The sequence below is a fragment of the Halalkalibacter oceani genome (assembly GCF_040544555.1).
In the GTDB taxonomy this organism is placed as follows: Bacteria; Bacillota; Bacilli; order Bacillales; family Bacillaceae_D; genus Halalkalibacter; species Halalkalibacter oceani.
In genome coordinates, this window is the sequence record NZ_JBEPKD010000012.1 from 77600 (window position 1) to 101873 (window position 24274).

Annotated in this window: 25 protein-coding genes; 24 read left to right on the forward strand and 1 reads right to left on the reverse strand. The window is 50.0% G+C overall.

Annotation, left to right across the window (positions count from 1 at the left end; all coding sequences use genetic code 11):
- The first annotated feature begins 12 nt into the window (after positions 1–12).
- From rho to ABMB67_RS14050, 20 genes are all read left to right on the forward strand, one after another.
- Complete coding sequence (rho, locus tag ABMB67_RS13955; RefSeq protein WP_251223035.1) at positions 13–1287, forward strand: transcription termination factor Rho; 1275 nt, start codon at positions 13–15, stop codon at positions 1285–1287.
- Positions 1288–1402: 115 nt separating this feature from the next.
- On the forward strand, positions 1403–1648 hold the full coding sequence (locus tag ABMB67_RS13960; protein ID WP_251223036.1) for a type B 50S ribosomal protein L31: 246 nt from the start codon (positions 1403–1405) through the stop codon (positions 1646–1648).
- Between the two features lie 499 nt (positions 1649–2147).
- Complete coding sequence (locus ABMB67_RS13965) at positions 2148–2939, forward strand: ABC transporter ATP-binding protein (protein ID WP_251223037.1); 792 nt, start codon at positions 2148–2150, stop codon at positions 2937–2939.
- Positions 2939–3754 carry an ABC transporter permease gene (locus ABMB67_RS13970; protein ID WP_251223038.1) on the forward strand — a complete coding sequence of 272 codons (816 nt, stop codon included), beginning with the start codon at positions 2939–2941 and terminating at the stop codon, positions 3752–3754. Before ABMB67_RS13965 ends, ABMB67_RS13970 begins: the two co-directional genes overlap by 1 nt.
- Positions 3755–3800: 46 nt before the next feature.
- The gene (locus ABMB67_RS13975) at positions 3801–4811 is read left to right on the forward strand and encodes an ABC transporter substrate-binding protein (RefSeq protein WP_251223039.1); all 1011 of its coding nucleotides are present in this window, start codon (positions 3801–3803) and stop codon (positions 4809–4811) included.
- A gap of 13 nt (positions 4812–4824) precedes the next feature.
- A complete protein-coding gene (locus ABMB67_RS13980) occupies positions 4825–6249 on the forward strand; it encodes a UbiD family decarboxylase (RefSeq protein ID WP_251223040.1) in 1425 nt (474 codons plus the stop codon).
- Between the two features lie 188 nt (positions 6250–6437).
- Entirely contained in the window at positions 6438–7163 is a 726-nt protein-coding gene (pxpB, locus tag ABMB67_RS13985; RefSeq protein ID WP_354572453.1) for a 5-oxoprolinase subunit PxpB, read from the forward strand.
- The gene (locus tag ABMB67_RS13990; RefSeq protein WP_354572454.1) at positions 7160–8167 is read left to right on the forward strand and encodes a 5-oxoprolinase subunit C family protein; all 1008 of its coding nucleotides are present in this window, start codon (positions 7160–7162) and stop codon (positions 8165–8167) included. Before pxpB ends, ABMB67_RS13990 begins: the two co-directional genes overlap by 4 nt.
- Before the next feature lie 95 nt (positions 8168–8262).
- Positions 8263–9030: a LamB/YcsF family protein gene (locus ABMB67_RS13995; RefSeq protein WP_251223043.1), complete on the forward strand. Its 768-nt coding sequence runs from the start codon at positions 8263–8265 to the stop codon at positions 9028–9030.
- Between the two features lie 17 nt (positions 9031–9047).
- Entirely contained in the window at positions 9048–10736 is a 1689-nt protein-coding gene (locus ABMB67_RS14000) for an FAD-binding protein (protein WP_354572455.1), read from the forward strand.
- Between the two features lie 16 nt (positions 10737–10752).
- Positions 10753–11064, forward strand: coding sequence for a 2Fe-2S iron-sulfur cluster-binding protein (locus ABMB67_RS14005; protein WP_251223045.1), 312 nt, complete (start codon positions 10753–10755; stop codon positions 11062–11064).
- 14 nt (positions 11065–11078) lie between these two features.
- Positions 11079–11927 carry an FAD binding domain-containing protein gene (locus ABMB67_RS14010; RefSeq protein ID WP_354572456.1) on the forward strand — a complete coding sequence of 283 codons (849 nt, stop codon included), beginning with the start codon at positions 11079–11081 and terminating at the stop codon, positions 11925–11927.
- Positions 11924–12883, forward strand: coding sequence for a substrate-binding domain-containing protein (locus tag ABMB67_RS14015; RefSeq protein WP_354572457.1), 960 nt, complete (start codon positions 11924–11926; stop codon positions 12881–12883). The genes ABMB67_RS14010 and ABMB67_RS14015 overlap by 4 nt, the downstream gene beginning before the upstream one ends.
- A 29-nt stretch (positions 12884–12912) precedes the next feature.
- Positions 12913–13404: a (2Fe-2S)-binding protein gene (locus tag ABMB67_RS14020; protein WP_354572458.1), complete on the forward strand. Its 492-nt coding sequence runs from the start codon at positions 12913–12915 to the stop codon at positions 13402–13404.
- Positions 13388–15619 (forward strand): xanthine dehydrogenase family protein molybdopterin-binding subunit, encoded by a 2232-nt coding sequence (locus tag ABMB67_RS14025; protein WP_354572459.1) that lies wholly within the window; start codon positions 13388–13390, stop codon positions 15617–15619. Before ABMB67_RS14020 ends, ABMB67_RS14025 begins: the two co-directional genes overlap by 17 nt.
- 129 nt (positions 15620–15748) lie before the next feature.
- Positions 15749–16795 (forward strand): XdhC family protein, encoded by a 1047-nt coding sequence (locus tag ABMB67_RS14030; protein ID WP_354572460.1) that lies wholly within the window; start codon positions 15749–15751, stop codon positions 16793–16795.
- Positions 16788–17408, forward strand: a complete 621-nt coding sequence (locus ABMB67_RS14035) for a nucleotidyltransferase family protein (RefSeq protein WP_354572461.1) — start codon at positions 16788–16790, stop codon at positions 17406–17408. Before ABMB67_RS14030 ends, ABMB67_RS14035 begins: the two co-directional genes overlap by 8 nt.
- A gap of 1 nt (position 17409) precedes the next feature.
- On the forward strand, positions 17410–17970 hold the full coding sequence (locus ABMB67_RS14040) for a UbiX family flavin prenyltransferase (RefSeq protein ID WP_251223052.1): 561 nt from the start codon (positions 17410–17412) through the stop codon (positions 17968–17970).
- Between the two features lie 256 nt (positions 17971–18226).
- A complete protein-coding gene (locus ABMB67_RS14045) occupies positions 18227–18823 on the forward strand; it encodes a thymidine kinase (RefSeq protein WP_251223053.1) in 597 nt (198 codons plus the stop codon).
- A 53-nt stretch (positions 18824–18876) separates the two neighbouring features.
- Entirely contained in the window at positions 18877–19329 is a 453-nt protein-coding gene (locus ABMB67_RS14050; RefSeq protein ID WP_251223054.1) for a hypothetical protein, read from the forward strand.
- Between the two features lie 178 nt (positions 19330–19507).
- Here the strand turns inward: ABMB67_RS14050 and ABMB67_RS14055 are convergent, their stop codons facing one another.
- Entirely contained in the window at positions 19508–20818 is a 1311-nt protein-coding gene (locus ABMB67_RS14055) for an FAD-dependent oxidoreductase (protein WP_354572462.1), read from the reverse strand.
- Between the two features lie 163 nt (positions 20819–20981).
- Here ABMB67_RS14055 and prfA point away from each other — a divergent pair, with 163 nt between their 5' ends.
- The 4 genes from prfA to ABMB67_RS14075 all read left to right on the forward strand — a co-directional run bounded on the left by prfA (position 20982) and on the right by ABMB67_RS14075 (position 24140).
- Positions 20982–22055, forward strand: a complete 1074-nt coding sequence (gene prfA / locus ABMB67_RS14060) for a peptide chain release factor 1 (RefSeq protein ID WP_251223056.1) — start codon at positions 20982–20984, stop codon at positions 22053–22055.
- Entirely contained in the window at positions 22056–22922 is an 867-nt protein-coding gene (gene prmC / locus ABMB67_RS14065; protein WP_354572463.1) for a peptide chain release factor N(5)-glutamine methyltransferase, read from the forward strand.
- An 86-nt stretch (positions 22923–23008) separates the two neighbouring features.
- Positions 23009–23644 carry a stage II sporulation protein R gene (gene spoIIR, locus ABMB67_RS14070; protein ID WP_251223058.1) on the forward strand — a complete coding sequence of 212 codons (636 nt, stop codon included), beginning with the start codon at positions 23009–23011 and terminating at the stop codon, positions 23642–23644.
- Between the two features lie 55 nt (positions 23645–23699).
- On the forward strand, positions 23700–24140 hold the full coding sequence (locus ABMB67_RS14075) for a GNAT family N-acetyltransferase (protein WP_354572464.1): 441 nt from the start codon (positions 23700–23702) through the stop codon (positions 24138–24140).
- Positions 24141–24274 lie beyond the last annotated feature (134 nt).

Consider the following 24274-nt stretch of genomic DNA (forward strand, 5'->3'; position numbering starts at 1 on the left):
CGTGGTGTAACAATGGGAGTCCATATCTCAGATTTAGAAAATATGAAGCTAAAAGAGCTTTATGAACTTGCTAGGGAATATAAAGTATCCTACTACAGCAAGTTAACAAAAAAAGAACTAATATTTGCTATATTAAAAGGTCAGGCCGAGCAGGATGGACTAATGTTTATGGAAGGCGTGCTTGAGATCATCCAGACGGAAGGTTTTGGCTTTTTGCGGCCGATTAATTACATGCCGAGCTCTGAGGATATTTACATTTCCGCCTCGCAAATTCGCCGCTTTGATCTTCGAAACGGCGATAAAGTCTCAGGAAAGGTGCGTCCTCCAAAGGAGAATGAACGCTATCACGGGCTGCTTCATGTCGAAGCGGTAAATGGTGAAGCGCCGGAGACTTCCAAGGAACGTCCCCACTTTCCGGCTTTAACTCCACTCTATCCTGAACAAAAAATTGAACTTGAAACAGCGCCTGGCCGTGTTTCTTCGCGAATCATTGATATGATTTCGCCGGTCGGATTCGGACAGCGTGGCTTAATTGTTGCACCTCCTAAGGCAGGGAAGACTTCCTTGCTTAAGGAAGTGGCGAACAGCATTGCCGAAAATCATCCCGAGGTTGAATTAATTGTCCTACTCATTGACGAGCGGCCTGAGGAAGTAACCGATATTGAGCGTTCAGTCAAAGCGGAAGTCGTCAGCTCTACCTTTGATGAGGTGCCGGAAAACCATATTAAAGTGGCCGAACTGGTACTAGAGCGGGCAATGCGTCTCGTCGAGCACCGGAAAGAAGTTGTTATTCTGATGGACAGCATTACGCGGTTGGCCCGGGCGTATAACCTGGTCATCCCGCCGAGTGGACGAACTCTCTCCGGAGGGATTGATCCAGCAGCGTTCCACCGGCCGAAGCGGTTCTTCGGTGCGGCAAGAAATATTGAAGAGGGCGGCAGCCTGACGATTCTGGCGACGGCTCTCGTCGAGACCGGCTCAAGAATGGACGATGTCATTTACGAGGAATTTAAAGGGACGGGTAATATGGAGCTTCATCTTGACCGGAAGCTGGCAGAACGTCGCATTTTCCCGGCGATCGACATTCGCCGTTCCGGAACAAGAAAAGAAGAGCTGCTATTGCCGAAGAACCAGCTTGAAAAGCTTTGGGCGATTCGGAAGACGATGAACGATTCTCCGGAATTTGTCGATCATTTCATCAGACGGGTAAAGGATACGAAAACGAACCTCGACTTTTTTGAAGTGATGGAAGATGAAATGAACAGGCAGAGCCGCAGAAGAAGCTGATCAAGAAACTTCATTTTCATAGTTGCAATTCTAAGCCTGACTTGATATAATTTCGACATGTGTGATCAGATAAACTCTGTTTCGAAAAGATTCAGGGCAAAAGGAGATGAAGGAAATGAAACAAGGTATTCACCCAAATTACCAAAAAGTGGTATTTATGGATACAAGCACTGGTTTTAAGTTTCTAAGCGGATCTACAAAAGGATCAGCCGAAACGATTGAGTGGGAAGACGGCAACACGTATCCCCTTTTAAAAGTTGAAATTAGTGCGGATTCACACCCATTCTACACTGGTAAGCAGAAGCTTAACGATGTAGGCGGACGTGTTGATCGCTTTAAGAAGAAATATAATATGAAATAAGAGCATACGCTGCACAATGCTCAGCTTTCTCAAGGGAGCTGGACCCGCCGACCGAGAGGAAGAGTGGCAATGGCTTTTAGAAGCTGAGCATGCTTAGTGAGGGTGTCCCGAGTTATTGGGGCACCCTCCTTTTTTCAACATCTGGGAGATCACTAAGGTGCACACTCTTTGTTCGGATTTTCATACAGGGAAAATCCTTTAGACCCGCCCTCAAGCAGATTTCTTATTATGTCCCGAAAAAATACATGAGAGAAGATGTGTCATGCTTTACAAAGTAGTGTGCTTTTCTGTTAAAATAAAACTGAATTTTCACAAACACACCGGTTAGAACAAACTGGAAAAAAGGCTTTAAATTAACTGTTTTAAAAGATTTACCTATTCTCATAATAGGGATAAATGATTTGACGGAAAAATTGATAGGTGATAAAATCAGTATACCCTATTGGTATAGTCAGTTTTAGGGAATAAAGAATTGTGAGAGATAGAGAGAGGGTACAAAATGGCGACAAAACCGAAATTAGAAATTAAAAACCTCGCGGTGCGTTACAATACAAAAGAATCAAGTACACTCGCCTTAACCGGAGTCGACTTAACCGTGGAAGATGGAGAATTTGTCGCGGTTGTCGGACCGAGCGGATGCGGAAAATCTACTTTATTAAAAGTAGTTTCCAATCTGATTAAGCCGGCTGAAGGCTCTGTTCTTATTGATGGCGAGCCGGTTAAAAAGATCCCGGATGGCGTAGGGATGGTTTTCCAAAATGATGCGCTGCTCCCATGGAAATCCGTGCTCGATAATGTGCGCCTGCCGCTCGCTGTAAAAAACCAGTCGAAAGAGATCCAGGAGGAAACGGCACGCAAATATATTGAGATGGTCGGACTCGCCGGTTTTGAAGACTTTTATCCAAAGCAGCTTTCCGGCGGTATGAAAAAACGTGTGGCGCTTGCCCGTGCTTTTACATATGATCCGTCTCTTTATTTGATGGATGAACCGTTCGGCCCATTGGATGCCCAGACAAGGGTGATTATTGGCGAGGAATTTTTGAAAATGTGGGAGAAGGTCGGAAAAAGCGTGCTGTTTATCACGCATGATATCGAGGAAGCAATTGCGCTGGCGGATAAAGTTGTCGTAATGTCGAATCGTCCTGGCCGGATTAAAGCTGAGTTTAAGGTCGATATCGAGCGCCCGCGCCCTTTTTATGAAACGCGGTTTAATCCGACATTTCAAAGATTGCAGAAAGAAATTTGGCAAGCTTTGGCCGAAGCAAATAAAGAAGTAGGGAGTCAGCTGTAATGAGTAACGAAGAGACAAACAAACAAACAAAGACATCCCCTGGTCAAACGATTGCGAAAAAGAACAATAATGAAGCATTAATTGTCTGGACAGGACGGATATTAGTCGGGGTTATTATCTTATTTTTTTGGGAATGGACGTCAGGACGCTTTTTTAATGAATTCTGGATTAGTAAGCCTTCCTTGATCGTTGAACGGATTGTCGATTTAACGGTGGGCGGGGATTTATGGTATCACGTCGGCTTTACGCTGCAGCAGGCGATTATCGGGCTTGTCATCGGGATGGTTCTCGGGACGTTGCTTGGTGTGGCGCTTGCTTCGACTCATTGGCTTGATAAGTGGATTTATCCATATATGATGGCGCTGTACAGCTTGCCGCGTGTTGCTCTCGCGCCGCTTTTTGTTGTCTGGTTCGGGATTGGCATGAGCTCAAAGATTATTATGGTTATCGCGATGGTTATTTTTGTCGCGTTCTACAATGCCTATGAAGGAATTAAAAATATTGATCGTGACCTGCTTGACATGATGAAAACTTACAAAGCAGGCCGGTTGAAGACGTTCACCTGGGTTGTGCTGCCATCGATTACGGTATGGATTTTAACAAGTTTACGGCTGAACATCGGGATGGCTCTGATTGGGGCCGTGATTGCTGAATTGATCGGTTCAAACCGCGGGTTGGGCTATTATATTACCTATTCTTCCGGGCTTCTCGATATTACGGGAGTCTTTACCGGATTGGTCTTAATTATGATTATTGCTGTTATTTTGGAGCAGATCATCGTTCAATTTGAGAAAAAACTTCTTAGATATCGTTAAACAAAAGGAAAAAAAGATGATCTTATACGAATGTGGAGGGAACAAGATGAAAGTAAAAGTGTGGATGTTATCTTTATTAGCAGTAATGGTAATCGCATTAACCGCATGCGGTGGCAATGAGCCGGATCAGGGCGCCGGAGAGCAGCCTGAAGGCACGGATCAAGGAAGTGAGACAGAAGAGAATATGACCATTCGTCTCGGGCTCGTCTGCGGAGGTATGACTCCACTTCTTGCGCAAATCGGAATCAATGATGGTTCATTCGAGGAAGCTGGGTTAACCGTGGAAGAACATTGCTTTACGTCTGGGTCGGATGCCGTTCAGGCATTGGTCGGCGGCAGTATCGATGTCAATCTCGGTTCCTATGAGCACGTGCTTCGTTTTGCCAATAATGCCTTGTCTGTCAAAGCGTATGGACAGCTTTATGATGGTGTTGGCTACTCACTAATTGTCCGAGAGGATGCTCCTTATCAAGGATTGGAAGAGCTCGCAGGGGAAACATTGGCTGTTACACGTGCAGGAAGCTTGTCTGATACCGGACTTCGTTATGGGCTTGAAGCAAGTGGATTGGATCCTGACCGCGATGTGGAAATCATCGGCAGCGGCAGCGGGGCAAGCATGTTTGCTTCGATCGAAAACTCACAGGTAGCAGGAGGAATGGTGTCAGAGCCAACGATCTCGCAAATGGTCTCTTCCGGCGACTTTAGAGTTCTTTATGAGCCGGAGATTGAATATGCCGGTATCGTCGTCATGGCGACAACTGAATGGGTGGACGAAAACAGTGAGGCGATGACTGTATTTTTGAGAGTGATGAATGAAATCAATGACCGTGTGACGGATGATCCGGCTTCGGCTGTTGAACCAATGCAGCAAAACTTCGAAAACATTGAACCTGATGTGCTTGAAATGGCGATTGCCAATCAGCTGGCACGTGTTCCTGAAGGGTTAAGAGTTACTGAGGAAGGCGCAGCCAATGTGGCGGAAACAGCGGTTGAATTAGAAATTATTGAGGAGCCTGTTTCGTTTGATGAGGCTGTTGACTTATCATACCTACCTTAGGAGGGGTTGAACGATGGGGAAGGATTTGCGAACGTATTTAAAGCAGCTCGATGAGCTGAACCCGAACAGCATCCGCGTTGTCGGGGAAGAGGTCGATCCAAGATTCGGAATTACGGGCTATGCGGCTCGCCTTGCAGAACAAGGCGAGTACCCTGGCCTCATTTTTAAAAATGTTAAGGGTGCTAAGTTGTCATGTATCTCCAATTTGCTGACGACGTATGAACGAATTGCGTTATTTTTAAATTGTGAGGTGCCGGACATCCCGCGCGTATTTGGCGAGAAGATCCGCAACCAAATTCCGCCGACCGTCGTCCCTGCCGAGCAGGCGCCAGTTAAAGAGAACATATTAATGGGCGATGAAGCCGATTTATCGAAGCTTCCGATCCCTGTCCATAATGAAATGGATGGAGGCCCTTATTTATCAGCCGGGGTGATGGTGATCCGCGACCCTGAAAGTAAGGAAATCAACGCCGGAATTTACCGTCACCAAATTTACGATAAGCGTGAATTAGGGGTATGGTTTCTCGGTGCCCATCATGGCGGCTTGATACATAAGAAATACGAAAAAGAAGGAAAACCCGCCCCGGTGGCGATCGTCCTTGGCCATCATCCAGGCTTTTTAATGGGGGCGGTCTCCCGTATTCAGGGAATTGGCGGCGAGTATGAAGTTGCCGGGTCGCTGATCGGGGAATCGTTGAATGTCGTCAAGGCGGAAACATCTGATTTAATGGTGCCGGCCGATGCAGAAATTATCATTGAAGGGGAAATCCTCCCTGAGAAAGAAGCGCCGGAAGGTCCTTTCGGTGAATGGCCTGGTCACTACCTTGGCGGCGGCTCCGTCCCTGTCATCCGGGTGACTTGCATTACGCACCGAAATCAGGCGATTTTCCAGGATATTGTCGCTTCCAGCAGAGAACACTTAATGGTGGGCGGGATTCCGCGCTCAGGAAGTATTTATCATTCTGTGAAATCCGTCGTCCCGAGCCTTAATACGGTCAATGTGCCGCATTATGCGCGGATGCACTGCTATATTTCCCTGCACAAGGAACGGGATGCCGACGTCAAAAAAGCAGCTTTTACAGCATTGAATACAGAGCAGGAAAATTTGCGTCATATTGTTGTCGTCGATGATGATATCAATGTTTTTAATGAGGAAGAAGTGGCTTGGGCAGTCGGGACTCGCTTTGACGCTGAACGTGATCAGCTCATTATCCCGAAATGGAACGGACCTGGCGGGCTGCTGCCGACAAACTGGGATTATCATGAGGATGGCTCCCATACAGCGCGAATGTCAAGTGCTGTCATTGTCGATGCGACCAAACCGGCTCCGCCAATTCCTTATCCGAAGCGGGCCGTTGTGCCAAAGGAACATGTTGATAAGGCGAAACCCGAGCAATTAAGAGCATTGAGCGACGAAGAAAAAGGGCAGTGGTTTTAAGCGTGTTTCATTCAACTTCACGACTGCTTTCGGCTGTCTTACAAGTCGATGGTGAAAGGCTGCGGCGGTTTTGCCTGCAAAGCATTGCCCAGCCTTCGCTGCTTCGGGGTTGCATCAAAAGGAAAAAGTCCTTTTCATGCAACCCCTATTTTACATCGAAGTACAAGTAAGAAGGAGGGGGGAAGTGAATGAAGGCAATCAATATTTTTCCGTTTGGTGATTCGGCTCTTGTTGTGCAACTGGGGGAGGGCGTCGACCCGGCGACCCATGAAAAGGTTCAGCTGCTTTGTGCCTATCTTGACGACCATCCACTAGAAGGGATGACTGAATATTTGCCCGCTTTTACGAATGTGACAATCTATTATGATTGCTATCACGTCTTACAGGACGCAGGTCAAGATTCCGAACAGCTCCCTTATGAGCTTTTCCGGGCAAGAGTCCAACGGCTGCTGGCGCAAATTGAACCGGGTGAACAAGTTGAGGCGCGAACAGTAGAGATACCAGTCTATTATGGAGGAGAGCTCGGTCGGGATTTAGAAACCGTTGCCCGGCATAACTCTTTAACTCCGGAGGACGTCATCCGGATTCATACAGAAGGTGACTATCTTACATATATGGTCGGATTTGCGCCGGGCTTTCCTTACCTGGGAGGGCTTTCCGAGCGGATCGCGACACCGCGGCGGGAAACGCCCCGGCTGGCGATACCGGCCGGCACAGTCGGCATTGCGGGAACCCAGACCGGCGTTTACCCGATTGAAACTCCGGGAGGCTGGCAGCTTATCGGCCATACGCCGTTAAAGCTGTTTCAGCCGGATCAATGGCCGCCTACCCTTATACAAGCTGGTGATCGAGTAAAGTTCAAAGCGATCAGCAAGGATGAATACGATCAGCTCGTGAAGGAGGGGGCCCAATGAGTATTGTTGTGAAAAAGCCCGGATTATTAACGACGGTCCAAGATAAAGGCAGAACCGGGTTTCAGAAGTTCGGTATTATCGCCAGCGGAGCGATGGATCGCTACGCCTTGCGGGCGGCAAATGTGCTTGTGGAAAATGAGGAGCATGAGGCGGCGCTTGAAATCACATTGGTCGGCCCGACCTTAACCTTTGAAGAAGATGCCCTGATTGCGATTTGTGGTGCTGACTTGTCACCGACAATTGACAAACAGCCGCTGCCGATGTGGAGAGCCGTCTTTGTCAGGGGGGGGACAACCTTGTCCTTTGGCCCGGCAAAGCATGGGACGCGCGCGTACTTGGCCGTTGCCGGTGGATATGATATTCCTGAGGTGATGAACAGCCGTTCGACCTATTTACGAGCTGGAATTGGCGGCTACGAAGGCCGGGCGCTGAAAGCGAATGATCAGCTTTACATAAGAAAAGCGGAGCAGCAAGAGAAGCTGGAGGCATTAAGGCAAAGGGCGGGAGAGAGACCGTTTTATGAGGCGACATTGCCGCTTTTCCGCTATATTAGGCCTTCCTACGAAATGAATCCCCTTATTCGCGTCGTAAAAGGGATGCAGGCCGACAGCTTTGAGCAGGAGAGTATAGACGCCTTTTATCGCGAGCCGTTTAAAGTACTGCCACAATCGGATCGGATGGGATTTCGTCTTGCGGGCCCGCCGTTGCGTCTGAAGCATAAGGAGCAGCTGCTGTCCGAGGCGGTGACCTTCGGCAGTATTCAGGTTCCGTCTGATGGCAATCCGATTGTGCTGATGGCCGATCGCCAAACAACCGGCGGCTATCATAAAATCGCCCAGGTGATTACCGTTGATTTACCGGTGATGGCTCAATTAAACCTTGGCGCAGAGGTCCGTTTTAAAGAAGTGTCACTGGAGGAAGCTCAGCTTCTTCTGCTAGAACAGGAATTAAATTTTGAACAATTAAAGCAAGGTGTGCGATTATATAATAAAGGGATGATCTGAGCGGATGGGGAAACAGGGGAAGACTACTTGGTGAAGAAGTGATTCCCTCGTCTGCAGAAGGTCCCTCACATTCTAAATTCAAGGAGGATGTCAAAATGAGTGTAGTCGATTTAAACTGTGATATGGGTGAGAGTTTTGGCGCTTATAAGATGGGAACGGATGAACAGATTTTAAAATATGTCACTTCCGCTAATATTGCATGCGGCTTTCATGCCGGGGACGCGACGACGATGCGGAAAACGGTTAAGCTGGCGCTTGAGAACGATGTTGCGATCGGAGCGCATCCAGGGTTGCAGGATTTGATTGGCTTTGGCCGGCGAGACATGGATATTTCCCCGCAGGAAGCGTATGATATCGTTGTCTATCAGATTGGCGCGATGTACGGCTTTGTTAAATCAGAGGGTGCCAAGATGCAGCATGTCAAGGCGCACGGTTCTTTATACAATATGGCATCCGTTAATAAGGATTTAGCAGAGGCAATTGCCGAGGCGGTGTACAAGGTCGATCCAGAGCTCATTTTATTTGGCCTGGCGAATGGTGAATTATTAAAAGCGGGAGAACGGATCGGCTTAAGAACGGGAAGCGAAGTTTTTGCCGACCGCACTTATCAGGAAGACGGGACGCTGACATCGCGGCGCCTGCCGAATGCGATGATTGAAAGTGAAGCAGAATCAGTGCAGCAGGTCATTCGCATGGTCAAGGAAAAGAAAGTGCTTTGCCAGCAAAACAAAGATATTTCGATTCTCGCTGAAACGATCTGCATCCACGGCGATGGTCCGAATGCGTTGGCGTATGCGAAGAAAATTAAGCAAGAGCTTGAACAGGCCGACATTACCGTACAAGCAATTGGCAAAGAAAAGTAAACGGAGGAGCGAATGTGATGACAGCAAACAACTATGAAACGGATGTATTAGTCGTCGGATCAGGAGCGGCCGGGATGATGGCCGCCCGGGCTGCGGCGGATGAAGGAGCGAATGTCATCATTGCTGACAAAAGCTTGATTGGACGGGGCGGAGCAACAATTATTGCCCAAATGACGGTCGCTGTCGCCTTAGGTGAAGCCGAAGAGGACAGCACCGAGCTTCATTTTGAAGATACGATGGTCGGAAGCCGCGGCTTAGGCGACGCTGAAATTATTAGGGCGATTGTTGAAAGAGGACCTGAAGTGATCAATGAGGTTGAAGGTTACGGGGTGAAATGGGCGCGAACGGAGGATGGTAAACGGTCTCAGGTTGTATCTCCCGGTCATTCGAAGCGCCGCTGTGTCTATGTCGATATTTTAAATACGGGCGGTGCAACGGCAAACGGCTTAAAGCGCGCGATTTGGAAAGATGAAAAGATTACCCGGCTGAAAAATGTCATGATTACCCGCCTGGTGAAACACGAAGGGCGCGTCGTCGGGGCCGTTGGCTTTTCAATGGAGGATATGGTGCCAATCAGCATTTCCGCTTCACAGGTCATTTTGGCGACAGGTGGACTGACGGAAGTGTACGAGCGCAACAGTGCGTCATCGAATATGACCGGGGACGGCTTTATTTTAGCGGCAGAAGCCGGCGGTGAATTGCGCGACATGGAAATGGTGCAGTTTTTCCCGATCGCTCATCTGTTTCCTCCATTAGTCGGAATTGACCCGATTATGTGGGACCCATTCCGCTATAAGCTTGGTGGAAGGCTGTTAAATGGCGAGCATGAGGAATTTATGCAGCGCTACAATGGAGAAGTAGCCGGGAAGTACACAGCGACGAGAGATTTAACAAGCTATGCGATTTTTAAAGAGGTTGAGGCCGGACGAGGCTCAGAGCATGGCGGCGCTTACCTTGATTTCCGAATGGTTCCGGAGGACAAGCTGAAAGAAGGCTTCGGGCCGGTGATCGATATTTTGAAGTCGCAGGGCGTTGATTTGACGAAGCAAATGGTTGAAGTTGCGCCAATGGCCCATTTTATGCTTGGGGGCGTTAAAGTGGATAAGGCGATGAAAACAACTGTGCCGAATTTGCTTGCCTGTGGCGAACTGATTTATGGCATGCACGGGGCGAACCGGCTGTCCGGCAACGCGATTACAGAAGCGCTTGTGACGGGAAGAATTGCCGGGGAAACAGCGGCAAAGGACTTGCAGCAGCGTGAGGATGAGATTGTAAAGAAAGAATTGGAACAGGAATGGGCGCAGCTTCAGGCGTTCTGGTATCCGGAGAAAGTGGAAAAGGACGAGGACTCGATTCTTGGGCTGAGACGAAAAATCCAGAAAATTCTTTGGAAAGGTTCCGGTCCGTTAAGAACGGAAGAGGAGCTTCAGCAAGCACTTGGCGAAATTGAGCAGGTGGAAGCCGAAGTAAAAGAAGTGGCGCTTGCACCGCAAGACAGCTATGCACTTTCGCTGGTGGAAAAGATCGAAGCGGTCAATATGGCCCGTTTAGGGAAGGCGATCATTCAAGGAGCGATCGAACGTAAGGAAACACGGGGCGCTCACGTCAGACTTGACTATCCGGAGCAGCTTGAGAAAGCGTACAGCTCGTTATTTACGCTTAATGAGGCAGGAGAATGGACGTTCAATAAAGTGGAGATGGAATAAAAGGAGGAAGGTACATATGGCAGAGATTACATTGCACATCACTCGCGGAAGCGAAAAAGAAGGGAAGCATGAAGAAACGTACCAGGTTCCTTTTGTCGAAGGAATGAGTCTGCTTGATGCCATTTTCTGGATCAGGGAGCATAAGGATCCGACTTTGGCTGTCCGCTATTCCTGCCGGTCGGCCAACGCCTGCAAAGAGTGTATGGCCGTCGTTGACGGTAAGGCCGGCTACCTGTGCAGCATCCGGGCGGAAGAAAACAGTGAACAAAAAATCGAACCTTTAGCCGCGCGACCTTGGGTGAAGGATTTAACGACAGCAATCGAATAGGCGGTGAAGAACGAATGTGGTATCGACCGGATAATTTGAAACAAGCGCTTGCGCTTCTTGCTGAGGAGCAGCCGACGATTGTATGTGGAGGAACGGACTTGTTCGTGAATTGGGAAGCAAGAAAGAAGCAGAGTCCGGCCAGGTCGTGGCTTGACATTCAGCATATTCCCGAGCTGCAGCGTCTTGAGCAGACGGCGGGAGGAATTGAAATTGGCGCAGCGGTAACGGCGGCGGAACTGTGGCAAAGTCCGGTGACGGAAGGGCTCGCCGCGCTCCGCGAAGCATGTCAAGTCGTCGGCGGCTGGCAAATTCAAAACCGGGCGTCGATTGGCGGTAATTTTGCCAATGCGTCACCCGCCGCGGATATGATCGTGCCATTAATCGCCTATGGAGCCGTGTTAACGCTGGCGAGCCGATCTGGCACGAGAAAAGTCGCAGCTGCTGACTTTGTCACCGGGCCGAAGACAACGGTGCTTCAGGATGATGAAATGATAACGAGTGTTTTTATCCCGCATGAGGTCGTCGGTGTCCCGCAAACATTTTTGCGGCATGACCAGCGCGGCGGAACGGATATTTCTTTAGTGTCGGTAGCCGCGGTTGTAAAAGGAGCGGGCGTAGAGAAGGAATGGATTAAGATCGCTGTCGGTGCTGCCAATGCAACGGTTGTCGCGTTGAGTAATGACGAGCTGAACGGGACTGAGCTAACCGAAGAAGCGATCGCGGGCATTGCCCGGCTCTATGCAAATGAATGTCAGCCGATTTCCGATGTCCGCGCGAGCGCTGAATATCGGAAGGAAATGGTCAAGGTATTCGTCAAAAAAGCATTGATGAAGCTTACAGCAAAGGCGGGGAGAGAATCATGAAAAAAACATTAAGTCTTGCCGTTTCAAAAAGCGACCGGACTCAATCCATTATTAGCGGCCAGGCTGCGCTTGCTGCATATGATCTTGAGCTTAAAAGCACGATGGTCGAGGAAATCTTTGAAAAGCAAGTGTCGGAAGCAAGCTATGATATTGCGGAAATGTCGCTTGCCTCCTATTTGATCGGTCTTAGCAAAGGTGAAAAGCGGCTGACAGCGATCCCGGTTTTTCTGTCGCGCTCTTTTCGTCATAATGCGATTTATGTCCGTTCCGATGCGCCGTGGCAGCATCCTAGTGAATTGAAAGGGCGCCGCTTCGGGGTGCCTGAATATCAAATGACGGCCGCGGTTTGGGTGCGCGCCTACTTCCGTCATGAGTGGAATGTCGCGACGGAGGAACTGAACTGGGTGACGTACCGGCCGGAGCGGATTCCTGTCGAAACTCCGGCGGAGCAGGCGGAATCGGGCGATATTTTCAAGGCATTGGTTGATGGTGAGGTCGATGCGATTATGACAGCTAGAAGACCGCCGGCGGAATACTTTTCTCTGACCGGAGAAGGGGGACAAATCCGTCGCCTCATTCCTGATGTCTGGACAGTCGAACGTGATTATTACGAGCGCACGGGCATTTTCCCGATTATGCATCTCGTTTCCCTGCGTAAGGAAGCGGTAGAGAACGATCCTCAGCTGCCAAAGCAGGTCTATGAATTGTTCTTAAAGGAAAAGCAGCAGGCGCAGCTTCGCCTGTTTGAAACGGTGAAAAACGAAACATCGGCGCCGTTTTTATGGGAAGCTGCCGAAAAGTCAGCCAAGCTGCTTGGCGATGACATCTGGCCTTATGGGTTGAAGCAGAATTGGGCGCAAATTGAAAGCTTTATGCTCTATTTGAAAGAGGACGGGCTTATCTCAAGAACCTTCACGAAGGATGAAGTGTTTGACTCCAGTCTCTTGGACACATAAGCAGACAAGGATCATAGAAGGAGGCAACAATGGACAGCAAGCAGAATATAACGCTTCGGATAAATGGACAGGAAAAAAGCTGGAATGGTGATCCAACCCGTCCGCTTGTCAGTTATATCCGTGAAGAGGCCGGTTTAACAGGAACGAAGATTGGCTGCCAGACGGGAGAGTGCGGGGCCTGTACCGTGATGGTCGGCGGCAAACCGACGATTTCATGTATTCTCCCGGTCGCTGCTGTAGCAGGGGCGGAAGTGGAAACGATTGAAGGCGTCGCCGAAACGGAAACCTTTCAGCATTTGAGCGAGGCGATGATGGAGACGGGCGGCGTGCAGTGCGGCTTTTGCACTCCGGGGATTATGATGACCTTATCTGCCTACATCCAAAAGCCTGAACAATTTGCCGGAAACGTCCGCGCGGCGTTGAAAAATAATCTATGCCGCTGTACAGGATATCAGAGTATTTTCCAGGCAGTTGAGAAAGTATTGAATAGGGAGGAGAAGTCCCATGACCTCCAACGTTAAATCCCCGCATGCTCATATGAACAAGCTGAGCGGGAAAACAAAATTTATTGAGGATATGAATTTGCCAGGTCAATTGATTGGCGGAATATTGCGCAGCCCGCATCCGCATGCCAACATTGTCCGGATCGATACAACAAAGGCGAAAGCGATCGACGGCGTCGTGGCCGTCATCACGGCGGCGGATGTTCCCCATCCACCATTTGGACCGACGCGCTTTAAAGATTGGAACATTTTAGCCGAGGAACGGGTGCTTTTTATCGGGGAGGAAGTCGCGGCAGTCGCAGCAGAGTCGAAAGCGGCTCTCGAGGCAGCGCTGGAGGCGATTGAAGTTGAATATGAGGTGCTCCCGGCTATTTTTGAAACAGAGGATGCGATGCTGGAAGACGCCCCTGTTTTGCATAGCAGTGCCCCGGATAATCGGCCGATGCATCTTCAATTGGAGCGCGGCAACGTAAAAGCGGGGAAGGAAAAAGCGGCGGTCGTCCGTGGCGGAACCTACGTCATCAATCCGATTTATCAAGGACATCTCGAGCCGATCGCTGCGATTGCCAGCTGGTCGGAGGAAGATGGCGTTACGCTGTGGGCCGGGTCGCATATCCCTTATTTAGCAAGGGAAACGTATGCCGCTGCCTTTGGTTTGCCTGAAGACAAAGTAAGAATCATCATCCCGCCAATCGGCGGCTCATTCGGCGCGAAATATGTGTTGAAAATGCATTTGATTGCGTGCGCGTTAAGCAAAGCCGCCGCCCGCCCTGTAAAAATCGTCTTAAATCGTACAGAGGATATGATCAGCGCCCATCCGCGTGTCCCGCTCAAGATGGAAGTTGAAATCGGTGCCGATGAAGAGGGGCGTTTTGTGTACAAAGATGCTACGGTCTATGCTAATGCAGGAGCGCGCATTTACTGGAGCCCGAACATTGTCGCCACGGCTTGCACGCGGCCGGATGGCGTCTATCATTTCCAGAACGTCCGCGCCGAAGGGCATTTATGCTATACGAATATTAGCCCAACGACATGTATGCGCGGCTTCGGGAACGCCGAAATGCTGTTTGCCGTTGAAAGCATTATTGATGAACTGGCGGAAGCGTTGGAAATGGATCCGAGTGAAATCAGAATGAAAAACATCGTCCGTGAAAAGGATGTGACGATTCACGGCTATCAATTGGACAGCTGTAAGCTCGATCAATGTATTGAAAAAGTGAAGGAAATCTCGGGCTGGGAGCGGAAGAAAGACCTGCCGCCAAACCGCGGCCTCGGGATGGCGCTTGGCAACCATGTCTCCGGCTTCCGCGGAATTGATCCGCGCTTTGAAGGCTCAACAGCCGTCATCACATTATCTTCCGCCGGGGAGCTGATCGTCCAGACTGGTGAAATCGAGCTTGGCCAGGGAATGACGCAAACGTATGCCACTATCGCCGCGAAGGAGCTGGGAATCAGCGCTGATCAAATTCTTGTAAAGTCCGGTGATACGGAGCGGAATCCGTTCGGTATCGGAACGCTTGCTTCCCGCAGTACGGTCATGGGCGGTAACGCAGTTCACCTTGCCGCGAAGGAAGTAAAGAGAAAAATGCTGGAGCTCGTGAAGGAGATGACGGGAGAAGATGGCGTTTTCTGTCACGAAGGTATTCAAGTGAATGACCGCGTCCTGACCTTAGAAGAGCTTGCGGCAAGCTATCGCGGGCTGCACGCCGGCGACCAGCTCACCGTACGGGCGACGTACAGCCCAGACACGGATCGGCCGGATAAGACGTATTACGGTCATCCATCGCCAAACTATCCGTTTACTGCCCATGTAGCTGAAGTTGAAGTCGATCCTGATACAGGCCGAGTTAAGCTCGTCGGCTACTGGGCTGTCCACGATTCCGGCACAATTATTAATGAAGTCGGCGCGAAAAGCCAGGTTTATGGGGCTGTCGCGCAAGGAATCGGCTGGGTGACGATGGAAGAGCTGAAGGTGAAGGAAGGAAAGGTGCAAAATCCGACGATCATGGACTATCGGATGCCGGGGGCAGCGGATATACCGCCAATTGAAATTGCCTTTATTGACGGCTCGGATCCGCATGGACCATTCGGCGCTAAATCAGTTGGTGAAGTCGCGATTGATCCGGTTCCGGGAGCGATTGCCAATGCAATTGCCCAGGCAATTGGAAAGCGGGGCCGGGCATTACCACTAAATCCGGAAGCTGTTTGGCGTTTGGCTAATGACTATGAATGAACGGCTTGTCTTGAATGTGCCGAAATAAGAAAACAGGGATGGCCGCTGCGCTAAAAGGGTAGGGATTGATCATACCTTGGAGCGGCCTCCTGGCGTCCAAGGGAGAAAACAGAAATCGAAGGTGACGGGATGAGAGATGTTTATCACAAGTTGATTGATGCTTTACATGAAAACAAACGTGCCGTCCTTGCCACCATTATTGATGTAAAAGGCTCCGCCTACCGTCGTGAAGGAGCCCGGGCCGTCATTGATCCCGGTGGAGAGGTGACCGGAATGATCAGCGGGGGATGCGTCGAGCCTGATTTAGCTACCCATGCGCGGGATGTTCTGCAATCAAATCATCCGAAAAAGCTTACGTATGATTTTCGCTGGTCGGAAGAAGAAGTCTGGGGTCTTGGGGTAGGCTGCAATGGGGTCATTACCGTGCTGCTTCAGCCGTTTGATCCGGTCGATGACCGGCAGGGCGCCAGTCGGCTGGCTGAGGAGCTTGGCCGGCGGTTAACCGCGGATGAACCGTATTTGTTCACGACCGTTGTGGAATCCGGTGATGAGGATCGTTACCCAGCGGGAAGTCATTGGCGCACTCCTGCTGGACAAAGTGGGGAAAAGGTCACGGGCTTACAGGAGACAGAGCTGGATGGCGTGGCTGTTACGCTTTTTCATGAATCGGTCACACCCCGGCCACGGTTGATGATTATCGGCGCCGGGCCTGACGCCGTGCTGTTGGCGAAAGGGGCGTACGAACTCGATTGGCGCGTTTCTGTCGTCGATCACCGCGAAGCCTATTTGCAAACATATTTTGACCGGTATGAAACAGTTTTAGTGAGCAGGGGAGACTTTGCTGAACTGCAGCCAGATGCTGCAACCTATTGTGTCCTGATGACTCATAATCTGGAGCTGGATCAGCTTGCGCTCCATCATTTGCTGCCGCTTTCCTTTCCTTTTCTCGGCGTGCTCGGATCGCGCGGGCGGATTCGCATGCTGCTCGATGGGGTAAAAGCAAACGGACTGCAGGTTGAAAAGGAATGGCTTGACAAGCTGTATTCACCGGTCGGGTTGGAGATCGGCGCGTCTTCTCCCCAGGAAATTACCGTCAGTATCCTTAGTGAGCTGATCGCTTTTCAAAATGGAAAGCAAGATCATCCGATTGCCCATATGAGGTGGAGCTATGAGTGAGAAAAACATTTGGATTATCATTTTAGCGGCCGGTTACTCGCGACGGATGGGGGAGCCGAAGCTGCTTCTCCCACTGCCGGACGGGAAGCCGCTTATTACCAGGGTAGCGGGGACCGCCTGCCGGGCGAAGGCAAGTGGCGTCGTGCTTGTCTATAATGCTGACGTGCCCGCCGTCGCTGATGCGGTAGCCGAGTTTCCGCTTGTCCCTCTCGCCAATGATGAATCGCGGGCCGGTATGAGTTCTTCGTTGAAAGCGGGCATTCACTATGTCAAGGAGCGGAACGCCGAAGCGGCGATCATATTGCTTGGTGATCAGCCGGATATGGAGGAAGCGGCGCTTGATCAGCTGATTGAGCTTTATGAGAAGCAACGCTATCCGATTATTCAGACGGTCTATCGGACAACCCGCTCACATCCGGTTCTTTTTTCAAGAAGCTTTTTTCCGGAGTTGCTTACGGTAACGGGAGATCAGGGGGCGCGGCAGCTTATTCGTCAGCATCAGGATCAGGTGTTTAGCCTCCATGTAACTGCACAGCTTCCTGAGGATATTGATACAAGAGAGGAGTATCAGTCTTATTTGCAAAGAATACAAAGGACAGACGAGGAAGGCTAATATGAAAAAAATTGTCGTCGGAATATCAGGTGCGAGTGGGGCCATTTACGGGATTCGTACGCTTGAAGTATTGCAAAAATTAGGGATGGAAAGTCACGCTGTCATCAGTAATGCGGCGAAGCAGACGATTGAATATGAAACCGATTATACGGTCGAAGACGTCCAGGCTCTGGCGACGTCGGTGTATGGACAGGAGGAAATTGGCGCAGCGATCTCCAGCGGTTCGTTTAAAGTCGACGGGATGATCGTCGCGCCATGTTCGATCAAAACATTATCGGCGATTGCCAACAGCTTTAACGATGAACTGATTACAAGAGCGGCGGATGTTCAGCTGAAGGAAAGACGGAAGCTCGTTCTGATCGTCAGGGAAACGCCTTTTAACTTAAGCCATTTGCAGCATATGACAATCATTACTCAAATGGGCGGCGTGATCCTTCCACCGGTTCCGTCCTTTTATCATAAGCCGAAAACGATTGATGATATTGTCAATCAGACGATTGGCAAGGCGCTTGACCAATTTGAGATTGACGCCCGCTTATTTCGGCGCTGGGATGGCGGATGACTAAGAAAACCAAACTCATGAAAAGATCGTGACGCTCATTGCATAGAGGCTGAGCCAAAAGGGATAAAAAAACAACCTTTTGGCCAGCCTCGTTTTTAGATCGGAGAGATTACCGTAAAACATCGCCTGCATTAATCGGCCGTTTCTCTTGCTGAAACAGGTCGTTTTGAACTTTCAACTGTATGCTAAACCTGCTATAATTTTGCATGGTCATGATCATAAGCAAGGGGAAAACTTATCGCAAGGGAGATTTATTTTGGCGCAATTATTTTTTAAATACGGTGCAATGAACAGTGGAAAATCAATTGAAATTTTGAAAGTGGCTCATAATTATGAAGAACAGAACAAGCATGTCGTTATTTTAACATCGGCGGTTGATACGCGCGATGAAGTGGGTTATGTCTCTTCCCGCATCGGTCTTCGACGGAAAGCTGTGCCGATTTTTAGCGACACTGACATTTTTGAATACATTCGCGATCTTCAACGAAAACCGGCTTGCGTGCTCATTGATGAGTGCCAGTTTTTGAATAAGCATCATATTATCCAACTGACGCGGATTGTCGATGAGCTGGACATTCCAGTGATGGGCTTCGGCTTGAAAAACGACTTCCAAAATGAACTGTTTGAAGGCAGCAAATATATGCTGCTTTATGCTGATAAAATTGAAGAAATGAAAACAATTTGCTGGTTCTGCGAACGTAAAGCGATCATGGCGTTGCGCGTTGAAAATGATCAGCCTGTTTACACCGGGGAGCAAATTAAAATTGGCGGCAACGAGTCCTATTACCCGGTCTGTCGCAAATGCTATCGAAATCCGCCGCTGGGGGAAACTAACAGAGATAATCAGGCTTAATTGGGCAAGCTACTCATGCAGCCTCATTGTAGGCGGCATGGAGGTGTTTCAGAATGACAAAAGTAAAAGCTGTTCTGCTGGCGGCATTTCTGCTGCTTGTCGGCTGCGCAGGTCAGGGAGGAGAACAAGGACAGGCGGTCTCGGCTCTTGCTCATGAGGGCAATGTCATGTACGGCCTGTTCGGTCCCGGTCCGATGATGTATAGTGGCATCCGGCAACGGCCGACCTACTCTCACCGCGGCGAGGAAAACACAACGAGCACCAGCTTTCGGACATTAACGAATGAACGGCAAAACCTCGGCGACGACCAATCGCTTATTCATCAAATTATCCATGACCAGTTTGGCTTTGAAATGGGAATGGTCGTGATTGCCGGCAGCCATGCTTATGTGAAGGTGACGCCGCCGCCGGAGCTTGACGCACAGCAGAAAAAAGCTGAAATGACTAAGCTGAAAGAAGCTTTGCAGCAGCAAATTCCTCGTTATCAAGTCCATATTCGGGAATAGAAGCAGGGGCTGGCCAAAAAGGTTGTTGTTACCTTTTGGCCAGCCCCTTAAGCATTCCATCATCTCCTGGCTTGTGCCCCTCAGAGCAAGAGACCGAACCAGCTTCGACTGCGCGGTTAAACCTCTTTTACTTGGAAGCTGCTGAAAAAGTGAAAATCGTATTTTTTCAGCAGCTTCCTTATTTGCGGCGTGCTGTCTGCTGCACAGGGTCCCAGACGCCATTGTACGGCGGGGCGTAAGCGAGGTCGAGGTCTTCGAGCTCCTGCATCGTCATGCCATGGTAAAGGGCGGTGGCGAGTACATCAAGGCGTTTGTCGACACCGTCCCGTCCGAAGAGCTGCGCGCCGAGCAGCTGCCCGGTGTTCGGCTGATACAACAGCCGGATCAGCAGCTTCTCAGCCCCCGGATAATAAGAGGCATGCTGGGGGAGCTCGGCAGTGACAGCCTGATAAGGAATGCCGTGCTGCTCGGCTTCCCTTTTGGAAAGTCCGGTTCGTCCCAAGGTGAGAGAAAAGAATTTTACAATCGAGGTGCCGACGATTCCTTTGAAGCTTCTCGGTCTTCCGCTCATATTGATGCCGGCAATTCGGCCCTGTTTGTTGGCATGAGTTCCAAGCGGGATATAATCATCGCGCTCTTTAATCCGGTGATATTGAGTCGCGCAATCGCCGGCGGCATAAATCGAAGCGAGGTTTGTTTCCATAAAGGCATTGACTTTAATCGCCCCGTTTTCACTCAGCTCGATTCCGCTTCCTTTTACAAAATCGGTATTTGGCCTGACGCCGATGGCGATAAGAACGAGATCGGCCGGGAGCGTCTGCTTATCCGTAACGACCTCCTCGACCCGCTTGGTACCGCCGAGTGCCTGAACTTCCTGATCGAACACAAGCTTGATCCCGTTTTTCTCTGCCTCGGCGTGAATATGTTCGGCCAGATCGGGATCAAAGATCGTCGCCAGCTGGGAATTGCGCTCAACGATTGTTACCTGCTTTCCACGGGCGGCGAAATTTTCCGCCATCTCCAGTCCAATATATCCTCCGCCGATGATCACCACATTGTCCACATCCTGCTTCAGTTCACGTAGCAGCCGCCTCGCGTCGGGGATCGTTTTCAATGTATGGACGCCGTCCAAGCTCTTCCCTTCCCATGAAGGCAGGAATGGACGCGCTCCCGTGGCAATCAACAGCTTGTCATATGTAAGGTCAAAATGTTCACCGAAGACGCGTCTGGCCGTCGGGTCGATCCCGGTCACTTCATGACGGGTGCGCGCGTCAATTTTGTATTTACGACGAAATGTTTCGACAGTGCGAGCCACGAGTTGATCAGGATCATCAATCAGTCCGCCAATCAAATAAGGCAGTCCGCACTGCGCGTACGAATAATCGTCGCCCATTTCAAGCGTCGTCACACTCGCCGTCGGGTCATGCCTGACAATTTGCATCGCCGCGCTCATTCCGGCGGCATCCCCGCCAATAATCACGTAGTTCATTTCATCACCTCTCTGTTCTGAATCGTCTATATAGTATTCCCGCTGTCCGCCAAAGCTAAGCGAAAATCTTTTCCGTGCGAAACGGAGCTCACATTGACCAGGTTTGATCGGTATACTATAATTAGACTGTTATGGACTGGAAATAGGTAATGAGGTGAAAACCGTGTTAGATCGATTACAATCAGTAGAGGATCGTTATGATCGTCTGAACGAGCTATTAAGTGATCCTGATATTATAAATGACTCAAAGAAGCTGCGCGAGTATTCGAAAGAACAGGCTGATTTGCAGGAAACGGTAGCGGCTTTCAGAGAGTATAAGGAAGTGGTTGCCCAGCATCAGGATGCCCGGGCGATGCTGGAAGAGAAGCTTGATGACGAAATGCATGCGATGGTCAAGGAAGAAATTGACGAGCTGTCTTCTCGCAAGCAGGAGCTGGAAGAGCGTCTTAAAGTTCTTCTTTTACCGAAGGATCCTAACGATGATAAGAACGTTATCGTCGAAATCCGCGGAGCTGCCGGGGGAGATGAAGCCCAGCTGTTTGCCGGCGACCTTTATAAAATGTATACCCGTTATGCTGAGTCACAAGGCTGGAAAACAGAAGTGATTGAGGCGACGACGACCGAGCTTGGCGGCTATAAGGAAATCATCTTCACCGTTAACGGAGCAGGGGCGTACTCCAAGCTGAAGTATGAAAACGGCGCCCATCGCGTTCAGCGCGTGCCGCAAACCGAATCAGGCGGACGGATTCACACGTCGACGGCGACCGTTGCCGTTTTGCCGGAGGCGGAAGAGGTCGAAGTGGAAATCCATGAAAAGGATATCCGCGTCGATACCTTTGCTTCAAGTGGACCGGGGGGACAAAGTGTAAATACAACGATGTCTGCTGTCCGTCTTACGCATCTTCCAACAGGAACGGTCGTCTCCTGTCAGGATGAAAAGTCGCAGATCAAGAACAAGGAAAAAGCGATGAAGGTACTGCGCGCCCGCGTCTATGACAAGATTCAGCGTGAGGTGCAGGCCGAATACGATGAGAATCGTAAGCTGGCTGTCGGTACAGGCGATCGCTCCGAGCGTATCCGCACGTATAACTTTCCGCAGAGCAGGGTGACAGATCACCGCATCGGCCTGACCTTGCAGAAGCTTGAACAAATCCTGCAAGGAAAGCTCGACGAAATCATCGATGCGCTGATTGTTGAAGAACAGGCAGACGCGATGAAACGAGCGGAGCAGCAATAAATGAAGACAATGACATTGCATGAGGCCCTTCGCTGGGCTTCTTCTTTTTTGGAGCAAAGGTCGCTGGAACAGCCTGTTGCGGAGTGGCTGCTCCGTCATTATTTACAGCTTGACCGGGCGCAGCTGCTGATGAGGCTACATGATCCTGTCCCCGGTGAACTGATCACGAGGCTGAAGCAGGATCTCGCCCGCCATGCGGAAGGCATTCCCGTTCAGCATCTAATCGGCTACGAAGAGTTTTATGGCCGCAAGTTCATCGTGAATTCCGATGTCCTGATCCCCCGTCCGGAAACAGAGGAGCTCGTGCAAGCCGTTCTCGGGCTGAAGGCGTCACGTTTCGCTGATCGCACGGTGACGGCGGCCGATATCGGCACAGGCAGCGGGGCGATTGCTGTCACCCTTGCGCTGGAAGCGCCGGAGATCGAGCTGTATGCCGTTGATCTTTCCGAAGCGGCTTTAAAGATCGCTGAAAGAAATGCCGCCGGGCTTGGCGCTGACGTTTCTTTTTTGCGAGGTGATTTGCTGGAGCCGTTGCTGGAGCGCGGGCTAAAAATGGATATCGTTGTTTCCAATCCACCTTATATTCCACTGGCAGATGAACAGGAGCTGGCTGTTCATGTCAAAGACCACGAGCCCCATCTCGCCCTGTTCGGCGGTGAAGATGGCCTTGTGCTCTATCGCCGAATGATTGGGCAGCTTCCTGCTGTCGTAAAGGCGGAAGCAATCATCGCTTTTGAAGTCGGCATTGGGCAGGCTGAAGCTGTCAGAGACATGCTGCAGCATGCTTTTCCAAAAGCGGAGACAGAAATTCGCCGCGATATTAACGGAAAAGAGCGGATCGTACTCGCTTACGGCAAGCTCCATTAAAGGCCCCTAGTTTTTTGTCGAAGACTGATAGGTTTAAAGAAGCACCACCCTGGCGACAATGGCTGGTGAAAGGGTGGTGCTTCAAAATGAAACCAACAGTTATTATTTATCTATTATTCTCGTTGTTTGTCCTTGTATTGAGCTGGGAAGAGCAAAACGCCAAGGCGGTTGCCACCTTGCATCAGGAAGTCAGTGCCGAAGAGGCAATCCGTTTACGGATTCTCGGCAACAGCGACGCGATTGGCGATCAGGCGGTAAAGCGGGCGATTCGCGATCAGGTCAATCAGGCGATCAGTGAATGGGCCGTTGAACTCGATAGTGTGGAGGAAGCGAAGGACGTCATTTCGTCCAATCTTTCCGCGATTGAAGAAATCGTCGCCGAAGAGCTGGAAAAAGCCGGCCTTAAGCAGTCGTATCAGGTTGAATTTACCGAAGTTCAATTTCCGACGAAGCTGTATGGGAATCTCGTTTATCCGGCAGGGGTTTATGATGCTGTTCTGATTACTCTCGGAGAAGGAAAAGGAGAAAATTGGTGGTGTGTGTTATTCCCGCCGCTCTGTTTTCTTGAGATGGCCAATGGGGAAGCGGTGGAGACCGGACAGGAGACAGGAAGTGAAAGTGAACAGGAAGAGGAAGCGGAAGATGAAGTCGAAGTTGCCTTTTTTGTTGTCGAGTTGTTCTCGAATTTGGTTGACCGGATCTTTTCTTCTGAACAGGCATAATGTGTACAAGCCATGCATATAGCTCTAGTAAGCAGATGATGAAAGGGTGAAAGGCATGAGCATCGTCGTTCGGAGAGCTGAAGCGAAGGATTTGCTGGCGATTCAGTACCTGATTGCGAAAGCGGGTTTGCGTGAAGATGGCATCGAGCAAAATCTGGCGGGATTTCTCGTCGTGTTAAATGAAGGAAACCAGCTCATTGGTACGGTTGGCATTGAACAATACGAACGAGACGGGCTTTTACGTTCACTCGTCCTCGATTCAAATAGTTGGAACGCGCAGCTGACATTGGAGTTTTTGCAACTCGTGTTGCAATATGCGAAGGAGCAGGAGCTTGATAAAATTTATCTTTGCTCAAAAGGAACAAATTCGCTGTTTCAACAGCTCGGTTTTCGGGAAGTGAAGGAGAAAGAGGTGCCTGAAGCGATTCAGGGCTCGGCTCATTATCAACGCAACATCGGACTTGACACAAAACTATGGGCATGTGAATTAGTATAACTTACTAACAAGTTATCCACAGGAGTGGATAACTTGTTTTTTTCGTTTTGGCCAATCAAGACAGAAAGAAAAAAGGGGAAAACAGGTAATGAGGCGCGCTCCTTGATTTGGCGGTTTTTTTAAGGAAATGAAAG